7 protein-coding genes and 1 pseudogene are annotated in these 11,994 nt (G+C 65.8%); 6 read left to right on the top strand and 2 right to left on the bottom strand.

The genetic code is table 11. From position 1 onward, the window contains the following. Positions 1 to 6: 6 nt before the first annotated feature. From E8F11_RS00765 to E8F11_RS00790, 6 genes and pseudogenes are all read left to right on the top strand, one after another. The gene (locus tag E8F11_RS00765) at positions 7 to 858 is read left to right on the top strand and encodes a sterol desaturase family protein (RefSeq protein WP_280286896.1); all 852 of its coding nucleotides are present in this window, start codon (positions 7 to 9) and stop codon (positions 856 to 858) included. After that, positions 855 to 1,451 carry an NAD(P)H-dependent oxidoreductase gene (locus tag E8F11_RS00770; RefSeq protein ID WP_280286897.1) on the top strand — a complete coding sequence of 199 codons (597 nt, stop codon included), beginning with the start codon at positions 855 to 857 and terminating at the stop codon, positions 1,449 to 1,451. Before E8F11_RS00765 ends, E8F11_RS00770 begins: the two co-directional genes overlap by 4 nt. A gap of 251 nt (positions 1,452 to 1,702) precedes the next feature. Next, complete coding sequence (locus tag E8F11_RS00775; RefSeq protein ID WP_280286898.1) at positions 1,703 to 3,559, top strand: copper resistance system multicopper oxidase; 1,857 nt, start codon at positions 1,703 to 1,705, stop codon at positions 3,557 to 3,559. Between the two features lie 11 nt (positions 3,560 to 3,570). After that, entirely contained in the window at positions 3,571 to 3,873 is a 303-nt protein-coding gene (locus tag E8F11_RS00780) for a hypothetical protein (RefSeq protein WP_280286899.1), read from the top strand. Beyond that, the gene (locus tag E8F11_RS00785) at positions 3,863 to 4,747 is read left to right on the top strand and encodes a copper resistance protein B (protein ID WP_280286900.1); all 885 of its coding nucleotides are present in this window, start codon (positions 3,863 to 3,865) and stop codon (positions 4,745 to 4,747) included. The genes E8F11_RS00780 and E8F11_RS00785 overlap by 11 nt, the downstream gene beginning before the upstream one ends. Positions 4,748 to 4,757: 10 nt before the next feature. Further along, positions 4,758 to 5,312: pseudogene (locus tag E8F11_RS00790) on the top strand (cytochrome c); the annotation flags it as partial. A gap of 269 nt (positions 5,313 to 5,581) precedes the next feature. On the opposite strand, the gene E8F11_RS00795 reads toward E8F11_RS00790, so the two are convergent. After that, on the bottom strand, positions 5,582 to 7,078 hold the full coding sequence (locus E8F11_RS00795; protein ID WP_280286901.1) for a TolC family protein: 1,497 nt from the start codon (positions 7,076 to 7,078) through the stop codon (positions 5,582 to 5,584). 52 nt (positions 7,079 to 7,130) lie between these two features. Then, positions 7,131 to 11,994 (bottom strand): Ig-like domain-containing protein (locus E8F11_RS00800; RefSeq protein WP_280286902.1); only part of this gene is annotated, 4,864 nt, incomplete at its 5' end.

Raw genomic sequence — 11,994 nt, forward strand, 5'->3', positions numbered from 1 at the left:
ATTGCCATGAATACAACAATGCTCGCCAATAACCCTGTGATCGTCGTCGCCGGGATTTTCCTCGGCTTCGTCCTGCTGGAAATCGCCTGTTCCAGCTTCCGCCAGACTAAAGCGCAACGGCGCGATGCCTTGATCGAGGTATTCGGTTCCGCCGTGCTGCTGGGGCTTACCTTCCCATTGGTCCTATTCCTCACCGATGCGCTGATGGATCGTTTCGCCCCCGAGCTGAAGGGCAGCATCGCCGGGCTGCACTGGCTGGCGGGCCTGGGTCTGTTCCTGCTGCTGGACGACATGACCCAGTACTGGTGGCACCGCCTGGCGCACAAGGTGCCCTTCCTCTACGCCTTGCACCGCGCGCACCATTCGGCGCCGTACATGAGCATCCGCATCGTGTACCGCAACAACAGTTTCTATTACCTGCTGATGCCGGGTATCTGGCTCTCGGGACTGCTGATCTACCTCGGCCTGGCACCGGTCTACTACGTCTACCTGATCGTGAAGATGCTGGTGATCTTCGGCGCCCACAGCAGCGTGGCCTGGGACTGCAAGCTCTACCGCATTCGAGCCCTGCGTCCGCTGATGTGGCTGCTGGAACGCACCATCTCCACCCCGGCCACCCATTCGGCTCACCACGGCCTCAGTGCCGATGACGGGGTGACCAACTACAAGGGCAACTTCGGCAACCTGCTGTTCTTCTGGGATGTGCTGTTCGGCACCGCAAAGATCACCCGCCGCCGCCCGCAAAGCTACGGCATCGAAAACCTCAGGCCGGTGAGCTGGCAGGAAGAAGTGTTCTGGCCCCTGGTGCGTACCCGGAAGGTGCGGCCCCAACAAGCGAAGCAGGAGCTGGCGCAATGAGCCTGAAGATTGCCCTGGTGGCCGGTTCCAGCCGCAAGCAAAGCCAATCCGCCAAGGTGGCGGACTACCTCGGCCAGCGCCTGCGGGCGCTGGGCCTGTGCGGGTCAGCCAGCGTCATCGACCTGGGCTCGGCGCCACTGCCGCTGTGGCCCGAAAAGGATGCCAACGGCCTGTGGGCGGACCATTCGGCCATCCTGCGCGAAGCGGACGCGCTGGTGATGGTCGTGCCGGAATGGCACGGCATGGCCAGCCCGGCAATGAAGAACTTCTTCGTCCACACCGGCTACCGCGAGCTGGGCCACAAGCCGGCATTGCTGGTGGGCGTTTCCGCCGGCCAGGGCGGCGCCTACCCTCTCTCTGAACTGCGCGCCTCCAGCTACAAGAACTGCCGGGTGTGCTACCTGCCGGAGCAACTGATCGTGCGCCAGGTGGAGGCTGTGATGAATGGCGAAGCTGCCGCCGATGCCGACGACCAGCGCATCCGCGAACGCGCGGACTGGGCGCTGAAGGTGCTGGCCAGCTACGGGCTGGCGATGCGTGGCGTGCGCCAGGAGGTGGATATGAGCCGCGCGGATTTTGCCAACGGGATGTGAGCTGGGCTCCCCTTCAGATTCCCTTCTGTGGGGGGCTTTGGGTCCCGTAGGGTGCGCCATGCGCACCGGAAATTCCGCGCAATGGTTCCGGTGCGCACAGCGCACCCTACGCGTCTCCACGTCTGGCACTCCCCCTCCCAAGCTGACAGAAATGTAATCACCCGCCGGCGCCGGATATGAGAGTTTTGCTCTCGAACCGCGCAGCCACAGGGCTGCGCGGTGCCTCTTTCGACTGACTGGATTGAAACGGCATGCAGTGCAAAACCTCGCGGCGGACCTTCGTCAAAGGCCTGGCCGCTGGCGGCATACTCGGGGGCCTGGGAATGTGGCGCACGCCCGTCTGGGCCGTGACCAGCCCAGGCGCGCCCGCGGTGCTCAGCGGCACCGAATTCGACCTGTTCATTGGCGAGACGCCGGTGAACCTCACCGGCAAGGCGCGACTCGCCAAGACCATCAACGGCACCCTGCCCGGCCCGCTGCTGCGCTGGCGCGAGGGCGACACCGTGACCCTGCGGGTGCGCAATCGCCTGGACGAGGACACCTCCATCCACTGGCACGGCATCATCCTGCCGGCCAACATGGACGGCGTGCCGGGCTTCAGCTTCGCCGGCATCGCCCCGGATGGCATGTACGAGTACCGCTTCCAGGTGAAGCAGCACGGCACCTACTGGTACCACAGCCATTCCGGCTTCCAGGAACAGGTGGGCGTGTACGGCCCCCTGGTGATCGACCCGAAGGAGCCGGAACCCTTCCAGTACGACCGCGACTACGTGGTGATGCTGAGCGACTGGACCGACGAAGACCCGGCCCGCGTCATGGCCAAGCTGAAGAAGCAGTCCGACTACTACAACCAGCACAGGCGCACCGTCGGCGACTTCATCGATGACGTCAGCGAGCAGGGCTGGGCCGCTGCCATGGCCGACCGCAAGATGTGGGCGGAGATGAAGATGAGCCCTACCGATCTCGCGGACGTCAGCGGCGCCACCTACACCTACCTGCTCAACGGCCAGGCGCCGAACGGCAACTGGACGGGACTGTTCCAGCCGGGAGAGAAGATCCGCCTGCGCTTCATCAACGGCTCGGCCATGAGCTACTTCGATGTGCGCATCCCCGGCCTGAAGATGACGGTGGTGGCTGCCGACGGCCAGCCAGTGGAGCCGGTGAGCGTGGACGAATTCCGCATCGCCGTGGCCGAAACCTATGACGTGCTGGTGGAACCCGCGGGCGATGAGGCCTACACGATTTTCGCCCAGTCCATGGACCGCTCCGGTTACGCCCGCGGCACCCTGGCCGTGCGCGAGGGGCTGAGCGCGCCAGTGCCGGAGCCTGACCCGCGCCCGCTGATCGACATGGCCGACATGGGCATGGACCACGGCGCCATGGGGCACGGTGACATGGCGGGCATGGACCACTCCGGCATGGCCGGCATGGATCATTCGCAGATGGCCGGCATGGACCATTCCAAGATGGCCGGTATGGACCACTCCGGCATGGCAGGCATGGACCATTCCAAGATGGCCGGTATGGACCACTCCGGCACGGCAGGCATGGACCATTCCAAGATGGCCGGCATGGGCGGCCAGATGCAGTCCCATCCCGCCTCGGAAACCGACAACCCGCTGGTGGACATGCAGACCATGACGCCCGTGCCCAAGCTGGCCGACCCCGGCATCGGCCTGCGTGACAATGGCCGCCGGGTACTGACCTACGCCGACCTGCGCAGCACCTTCCCCGACCCGGACGGCCGCGAGCCGAGCCGCACCATCGAACTGCACCTCACGGGGCACATGGAGCGCTTCTCCTGGTCCTTCAACGGCATTCCCTTTGCCGACGCAGAACCGCTGGTTCTGAAGTACGGCGAGCGCCTGCGCATCACCCTGGTCAATGACACCATGATGACCCACCCCATCCACCTCCACGGTATGTGGAGCGACCTGGAGGACGAGGCGGGCAACTTCCTGGTGCGCAAGCACACCGTCGATATTCCGCCCGGCTCGAAACGCAGCTACCGCGTCACGGCTGACGCCCTGGGCCGCTGGGCCTACCACTGCCACCTGCTCTTCCACATGGAAATGGGCATGTTCCGCGAAGTCCGCGTGGACGAATGAAGGAGAGACCAATGAACAAAGCCATGCAGACCCTCACCGCCGCCGCCCTGGCCTTCGCCCTGCTGGCACCCGCCGCCTGGGCCGGTGACAAGCAGAAAACCAATGCCGCCGACGCGCAGTCGATGAACCATGGCCAGATGAGCCATGGACAGATGGACCACGGGCAGATGGACCACGGGCAGATGGACCACAGCCAGATGCAGAACATGGATCACAGCAAGATGCAGGGCATGGACCACAGCAAGATGGACCACGGCGCCATGCAACAGGGCCACGACGGCAAGCCCAAGACGGATCGCAAAGATGACCAGTAGTCTCAAGCGCCCTGCCCTGCTCGCCCTGGCCGTGGCCCTTGCCGCGGCCGGTAGCGCGAGGGCAGCCGAAACCATGGATCACGGCTCCATGGATCACAGCCAGATGAACCACGGCCAGATGGATCACGGCGACAGGGACCAGGCACAGCCGTCCGGCCATGGCAGCCGCACACCCATCCCCGTACCGTCCGAGGCCGACCGCGCCGCCGCCTTCCCGCAGCTGCCTCCCCACCAGATGCACACCGGTAGCATCAACAGCCTCTTCCTGATGGATAAGCTGGAGTACCAGGACGCCGACGACGCCAGCGTGCTGAGTTGGGATGCTTCGGGCTGGATAGGCCGCGACATCAACCGTTTCTGGTTCCGCACGGAAGGCGAGCGCGCCAACGGCAAGACCGAGGAAGCCGAAGTGCAGGCGCTCTACGGTCGCGCCGTCAGCCCCTGGTGGGAGCTGGTGGCTGGTGTCCGCCAGGACTTCAAGCCAGGATCAAAGCAGACCTGGGCGGCCTTCGGTGTGCAAGGCATGCCCCTGTACGGCCTGGAAACCGAAGCCACGGCCTTTTTCGGCGAGAACGGCCAGAGCGCCCTGCGGCTGGAAGGCGACTACGACATCCTGCTGACCAACCGGCTGATCCTGCAGCCCACCGCAGAGGTGAACCTGTACGGCCGCAACGACCACGAACGCGGCGTGGGTTCCGGGCTGGGCAACACCGAGGTGGGCCTGCGCCTGCGCTATGAGATCGTCCGCGAGTTCGCGCCCTACATCGGCGTGACCTGGAACCGCAATTACGGCAACACCGCCGACTTCGCCCGCGAGGAAGGTGAGGACAACGACGAGGCGCGCTTCGTCGCCGGTATCCGCTTCTGGTTCTGAGACCCCTTCAATGAAAAGAACAATAAAGACCCTGGCCCTCGCTGGCCTGGTGGCCGCCGCCGGCGTGGGCGGCGTGGTCTACAGCGGCATGGTGAACGTCGCCGCCGACGACCCGCACTATTCCCTGGTGCACGCCTTCCTCACCGCCGCGCGGGACCGCTCCATCGAAGTGCGGGCGCGAGATATCCAGGTGCCGCCGCTGGATGACGCAGCGCTGGTCCGCGCCGGCGCCGGCAATTACGACTCCATGTGCGTGGGCTGCCACCTGGCCCCCGGTGTGGACGCCAGCGAGCTCAGCCAGGCGCTCTATCCCGCGCCGCCGAACTTCGCCCGCCAGGGTGCGGACGGCGACCCGGCGGCGGCCTTCTGGGTGATCAAGCACGGCATCAAGGCCACCGGCATGCCGGCCTGGGGCAAGAGCATGGGTGATGAGCACATCTGGGGCATGGTGGCCTTCCTGCAGCGGTTACCGGCAATGAATGCGTCCGAATACCGCCAATGGGTGACCGGCAGTGGGGGGCACCAGCACGGCGGCGGGGAAAGTCCCGTGCATGGGCATGAGGGGGATGTGGTGGAGGATGAAGGGCATGCGCATTAAGGCTTGGGGCGGAGCCAGGCAACCTGCGTTACGGGCGGATCCGATCTCGTAGGTTGGCGCAGAGCGAAGCGAAGCCCAACGGCCCGGGCTCCGAAGTCTGGACCGTTGGGCTTCGCAGAACTCAGCCCAACCTACGGAGAGATGACGCGTGCATGGGGCGTTCGCGCTAGCCGGGCTCGGTGGAGACCGCGAAGCGATTTCCACCGAGCCCGGCCCCTCATCCCCGACCCTCTACCCTACTTCGCCACTCCGATATCCCCGCTCTCCCAGCGCGATTCGCTGCTTTCCAGCGCGCCGGCGATGGTGCTGAGGTTGCTGTCCGGCAGGGTTTCCGGCAGCGGATCGACGCCGGCGCTGACGAAGAGCTGGGCGTAGGCGTTGCGCAATTCGGCGTAGGAGAGGTCGCGCTGGAGCTGGGCATTGAGGGTGTTGAGTTCGCCCTGGATCAGGTCCAGTTCGCCGATACTCTGGGTCTTGTAGCGGTTGCGCAGTTGCTCGGCGATCTGGCCATCCAGGTCGGCCAGTTGCTGGTTGGTCTGGAACTGGCGTTGGGCTTCGTGGAAGTTGGCGTTGGCCACGTAGAGCTGCGCCAGCACGGCCATGGACATGGCCTGGCGGCGGGCAGCGGCGACGGACTCGCCGGCCTTGGCGACGTCGATGGCGGCTGGTGCGGAAATGGCGTTGAACAGGTTCCAGGTGACCTTCACGCCGTAGTCGGCCCAGCTCTGGTTCACCAGGAAGGAGTTGCTGTCGTAGTGGCCGCCAGCGGAGAACTCCAGGCCCGGCAGCAAGCGCAGCATGGCCTTGCGGGTTTCCGCGGCGCTGATGCGTGCCTGGTAGTCCTGCTCGCGCAGTTCGGGGCGGCTGGCCAGGGCTTCTTCTTCGAGACGGCCGATGTCCACCTTGAGCTCCGGCACTGGGTAGCCGTCGGCAGCGGCCAGGGTAAAGTCGGTGTTCAGCGGCAGATTGATCAGTGCGGCCAGCTCGGTCTTGGCCAGGGACAGGGCGCGGCGCTGTTCCTCCAACTGGCGGGTGGCGTCGATCAGGGCGCGCTGGTAGCCCAGCGCCTGCACCGGGTCGCCGATGCGTTCCCGGCTCATGCGCTGGCTGCTGTCGCGGGCTTCATCGACCCGCGCCATCAGGCTGTCGATCTGCTTCAGCAGGCGGTCGGCGGCCACCGCTCGCCAGTAGGCCGAGCGCACGTCCTGGATGATGGTGTGGACCACCTTGCGGCGGCGCTCCTGGACGATCAGACGCTGGTCGGCCTGCTGCTTGGCGCTGACGTAGGCGACGCCGAAGTCCAGCACGTTCCACACCATGGTCAGGTCGGCGACGTTACGGTCGCGGTCCTGGGAGGTGGACGGTTCGAGGGACTGGGTGCCGGTGCGCACGCTCTGGCTGCTCGAGGCGCTGACATTGTTGCGCCCGGCGTAGCCGGCTTCCATGGCCATGCGCGGCAGCATGTCGAAGCTGGCGAGGTCCACCTGGCGCTTGGCCAGGGCCTCTTCCATCACCTTCAGGCGCGCTTCGAGGTTGTACTTCACCGCACGGGCCATGGCCTCGTGGAGGGTCAGCGGCCCGCTCACGGGTTCCTGGTCCTTGAACATCGTCTGCAGGTCCTGGCGCGCCCGCTGCTCGCTGACGCTACGGTCGATGGGCTGGCTGGTCACCGCGCAACCGCTGATGGCCAGCGCCAGCACGCTGACACTGAAGAATTTCCCTGTTCTGCTCATCCTTGGTCCGCCCCCTAATCGCGGCACATACATTTTTATGATTCGAGTCCGATCACGCCTGGGGCCGGTTGCTACCGACCTGCCCCAGTGCCCAGGCCAGCTCCCCGAGCTGGCGTTGTTCGTTGTCCTTGATGTCCTGCAGTTGCTGGCCCAGCGTCGGCGCGCCGAAGCCGCCCCGCTGGCCCTGGCCGCTCTCCCCCGAGCCACGCCATTGCTTGCCGTCGAAAATGTTCATCTCGGCGGAATCCTGCGGCACGTCCTTGTCGAAGAAGCTGGACAGGTTGCTGGTGCCGAATACCCCGGCGTCGCCCCCGCCGAAACCGAGGAAGCTGCTGTCCATGCCCTCGCCTCCACCGGCCCCGCCGCCGGCGAATACCTGGGCGATGAAGCTGGGCGCCACTGCGCCGTTGTGGCTGAACAGGCTGCCCAGGGTCGGGAAGCCGCTGCCCAGGGTCTGCACTTCGAACAGCGGCAGCGGCAGCAGCGGCGAGCTGAAGGGCGGCGGCGGTGGCCCCGGCAGGAGCATGTCGATCGGCACATTGGGTGTTTCCGGGATGCTCACCGGCGATTCGACGCGGAACTGCGGGTCACCGTCGTTCTGGCTGAGTACATAGCTCTCGCCCACCAGGCTGCCTACCAGCAGGTTCCCGGCGGCATCCCTGATGCCGGTGCCAGGGCTTTCCAGGCTGATGCCCAGCGAACCGTTGCCGGCGACATTGCCGACGATGACCTGGTAGGTCCGCGCGTCCACCTGCACCAGCGATTGCAGGGTGCCGACGGCATTGCCGGTGGTGTTCAGGCTGAAGTAGTCGAGCTCCAGGCCGGAGACGTCTTCGCTGAAGGTCAGGGTGAAACGCAGGGTGCGGGCCGCGGTGGGCGAGGCGTCGGCGCGAACCAGGCTGTCGGCGCTGGGCGCCGTGGTGTCGACGATCACCCCGCTGGTGTCGCCTATGCCGTTCAGGCTCAGGGGCATGGCGTTGCCGGCCGCATCGCGCAGGGTCGCGCCATTGCCGGCGAGGCCGGTCACATGGATGCCGTCGGCGTCGTTGTCGCCGGGCTGCACGACATACTGGAACACCAGGGTGCTGCTGCCGGAGCCGGCGACGTAGTCGGCGAACACAGGATTGCCGCCTATCTCCAGGGCCAGGCGTGGCATTCCATTGACGCTGACCGCCTCGCTGGCGTTGACCACGAAGGTCAGCACATCGCCGGCGTTGTATTGCACGCCCACCGGCACGCTGACGCTGCCCACGGTGGGCACTACCGCGTCCACCCGCACACCCGTGGTGCTGCCCACACCGTTGAGGGTGGTGACTGCGTCGTTGCCCACGCCGTCGCGCAGGGTCGCGCCGTTGGCCAGGATGGCGCTGCCGACGCTGATGCCATTGCTGTCGAACTGGCCACTGGCGACGGTCAGGCGGAACACCAACGCAGTGGTGCCGGAACCGCCGAAATAGTCGGCGAAGACGGTGCCGCCGCCCTCCAGGGTGATGGCGAGGCGCGGGGTACCACCGCTGGTGTCGACCGTCACCGCTTCGCTGAGGTTGACGGTGAAGTCCAGGTGCTGACCGGCAACATAGGTGCCGTTTGCCGGCACATCCACGCGGGTAACCGTTGGCGTATCGCGGTCCAGGCTGTACAGGGCGCCCACCAGTCCGCCGCCGAGGGGGTTGCGGGCGCCGTCGATAATGCCGGTGCCGCTGGCATTCAGGTCGAGGCCGAGGGTACCAGTGCCGGACAAGCCATTGACGGTCAGGGTATAGGTGCGGGCATCCACCTGGACCAGGCTGTCCAGGCTGCCGCTGGCAGTCCCGGTGGTCACCAGGCTGAAGTCGGCCAGGTCGACGCCGCTCACGTCCTCGTCGAAGGTGACGGTGTAGCGCACGCTGCCCGCATTGGTCGGGCTGGCATCGACTCGCGCTATGCCACTGGCGCTCGGCAACCGGGTGTCGATTACCACGCCGCGGGTATCGCCCACGTTATTCAGGCTCAGGGTCATGTCATTGCCGGCGGCATCGCGCAGGGTCGCGCCATTGCTGGCCAGGCCGGTCACGGTGATGCCGTCGGCGTCGTTGTCGCCGGGCTGCACGACATACTGGAACACCAGGGCGCTGCTGCCGGAACCGGACAGGTAGTCGGCGAAGGCCGTGCTGCCGCCGATGTCCAGGGCCAGGCGCGGGCTGCCGTTGACGAACACTGCCTCGCTGGCGTTGACCACGAAGGTCTGCAGGTCGCCGGCCCTGTATTGAAGCCAGGTCGGTACGGTGACGCTGGCCACACCCGGCGCCACGGCATCCACCCGCACACCGGCGGTGCTGGCGACGTTGTTCAGGCTGGGGTCGGCGTCATTGCCCAGCGCATCGCGCAGGGTCGCACCATTGGCGAGGATGGCGCTGCTGAGGCTGATGCCGTTAACGTCGAACTGCCCGCTGGCGACGGTCAGGCGGAACACCAGCGCGGTGCTGCCGGAGCCGCTGAGGTAGTCGGCGAAGACGGTGCCGCCGAAGTCCAGGGTGACGGCCAGGCGCGGCGTACCGCCCGTAGTGTCGATGGTCACCGCTTCGCTGAGGTTGACGGTGAAATCGAGGTTCTGCCCGGCCACGTAGGTACCGTTGGCCGGTACGTTGACTGAGGTCACCGTGGGGGCCACGACATCGATGACGTAGTTGTTGGAATCCGTGGTGCCGGTTCCGCTATTGCCAGCCAGGTCGGTGACCCCGGTGTTGTTCAGGGTGATCAGATTGCTGGCGTCGGCAATACCGACTGTCGGGGTAAAGGTCGCGGTCCAGGTGATGCCGCCGTCGCTGCTGCTGACCGCGCTCAGCGTGCCGTTGGCAATGGTCAGGTCGGCGTTGCTGAAGCCGCTCACGGCTTCAGTGAAGGTGATGGTCACCAGCGAGGTTTCGCCGGCCTTCAACGCCGTATCGGCCACCACGATGCTGGCGGTGGGCCGTACGGTGTCGATCGCGTAGTTGTTGGAGCTGGTGGCACCGCTGCCGGCATTGCCGGACAGGTCCTGGACCCCGCTGTTGTCCAGCTGGATGAGGTTGCTGGTATCGGTGATGCCTGCTGCCGGGGTGAGGGTGGCGGTCCAGGTGATACCGCCATCGCTGCTGCTGACGGCACTCAAGGTGCCGTTGTCGATTGTCAGGTCCGCGTTGGTAAAACCGCTGACCGCCTCACTGAAGGTGATGGTCACCAGCGAAGTCTGGCCCACTCCCAGGGCGCTGTCCGTGACCACGATAGTCGCGGTCGGACGGGCCGTGTCGATGGCGTAGTTGTTCGAGTCGGTGGTGCCGCTGCCGGCGTTGCCGGAGGCGTTGGTCACGCCGCTGTTGTCCAGGCTGATGACGTTGCTGGTGTCGGTGATGCCCGTCGTCGGGGTGAAGGTGGCGGTCCAGGTGACACCGCCGTCGCTGCTGCTCACCGCGCTCAGGGTGCCGTTGGCCACCGTCAGGTCGGAGTTGCTGAAGCCGCTCACGGCTTCGCTGAAAGTGATGGTCACCAGGGTGCTTTCACCCGCCCTCAACGCCGTGTCGGCAATCACGAGGGTAGCCGTCGGTACCACGGTTTCGATGGTGTAGTTGGCTGAGTTGGTGGTCCCGGTACCGCTGTTGCCGGCCAGGTCGGTGATGCCGGTGTTGTTCAGGGTGATGAGGTTGCTCAGGTCGGTGATACCCGCTGTCGGGGTGAAGGTGGCGGTCCAGGTGATACCGCCGTCGCCGCTGCTGACCGCGCTCAAGCTGCCGTTGGCGATGGTCAGGTCAGCGTTGGTGAAGCCGCTCACCGCCTCGGAGAAGGTGATGGTCACCAGCGAGGTTTCGCCAGCCTTGAGGGTCGAGTCGGCCAGGACGATGGTGGCGGTCGGACGCTGGCTGTCGACCGCGTAATTGTTGGAATCGGTGGTGCCGCTGCCGGCATTGCCGGACAGGTCCTGGATCCCGCTGTTGTTCAGCTGAATGATGTTGCTGGTATCGGTGATGCCTGCCGCCGGGGTCAGGGTGGCGGTCCAGGTGATGCCGCCGTCGCTGCTGCTCACCGCACTCAAGGTGCCGTTGGCGACGGTCAGGTCGGCGTTGGTGAAACCGCTCACCGCCTCGCTGAAGGTGATGGTCACCAACGAGGTCTGGCCCACGCCCAGGGCACTGTCGGCGACCACTATGGTCGCGGTCGGACGGACAGTGTCGATGGCGTAGTTGTTGGAGTCGGTGGTGCCGCTGCCAGCGTTGCCGGAGGCATTGGTCACACCGCTGTTATCCAGGGTAATCAGGTTGGTGGTATCGGTGATGCCCGCCGTCGGGGTGAAGGTAGCGGTCCAGGTGATGCCACCGTCGCTGCTGCTCACCGCGCTCAAGGTACCGTTGGCGATCGTCAGGTCGGCATTGCTGAAGCCGGTCACCGCCTCGCTGAAGGTGATGGTCACCAGCGAGGTCTCGCCGACCTTCAAGGCGTTGTCCGCTATCACTATGGTCGCGGTCGGCAGGACGGTGTCGATGCTGTAGTTGTTGGAGTTGGTGGTGCCGCTGCCGGTGTTGCCGGCCAGGTCGGTGACTCCGGTGTTGTTCAGGGTGATCAGGTTGCTGGCGTCACTGATGCCGACGGTCGGGGTGAAGGTGGCGGTCCAGGTGATGCCGCCATCGCTGCTGCTGACCGCGGTCAGGGTACCGTTGGCGATGGTCAGGTCGGCGTTGGTGAAGCCGCTCACCGCCTCGCTGAAGGTAATGGTCACCAGCGAGGTTTCACCGGCACTGAGGGCGCTGTCGGCGACCACGATGGTCGCGGTCGGCCGCACGGTGTCGATGGCGTAGTTGTTGGAGTCGGTGGTGCCGCTGCCAGTGTTGCCGGCCAGATCGGCGATGCCGGTGTTGTCCAGGGTGATCAGGTTGCTGGTGTCGCTGATGCTGGCGCTCGGGGTG

Origin of the sequence: Pseudomonas sp. BN417, from assembly GCF_029871205.1 — a bacterium.
Classification (GTDB): domain Bacteria; phylum Pseudomonadota; class Gammaproteobacteria; order Pseudomonadales; family Pseudomonadaceae; genus Metapseudomonas.

Excerpts from the sequence above, each read along its gene's own strand:
- E8F11_RS00765 (WP_280286896.1), top strand. The coding sequence starts at position 7 with ATGAATACAACAATGCTCGCCAATAACCCTGTGATCGTCGTCGCCGGG.
- E8F11_RS00770 (WP_280286897.1), top strand. The coding sequence starts at position 855 with ATGAGCCTGAAGATTGCCCTGGTGGCCGGTTCCAGCCGCAAGCAAAGC.
- E8F11_RS00775 (WP_280286898.1), top strand. The coding sequence starts at position 1,703 with ATGCAGTGCAAAACCTCGCGGCGGACCTTCGTCAAAGGCCTGGCCGCT.
- E8F11_RS00780 (WP_280286899.1), top strand. The coding sequence starts at position 3,571 with ATGAACAAAGCCATGCAGACCCTCACCGCCGCCGCCCTGGCCTTCGCC.
- E8F11_RS00785 (WP_280286900.1), top strand. The coding sequence starts at position 3,863 with ATGACCAGTAGTCTCAAGCGCCCTGCCCTGCTCGCCCTGGCCGTGGCC.
- E8F11_RS00795 (WP_280286901.1), bottom strand. The coding sequence starts at position 7,078 with ATGAGCAGAACAGGGAAATTCTTCAGTGTCAGCGTGCTGGCGCTGGCC.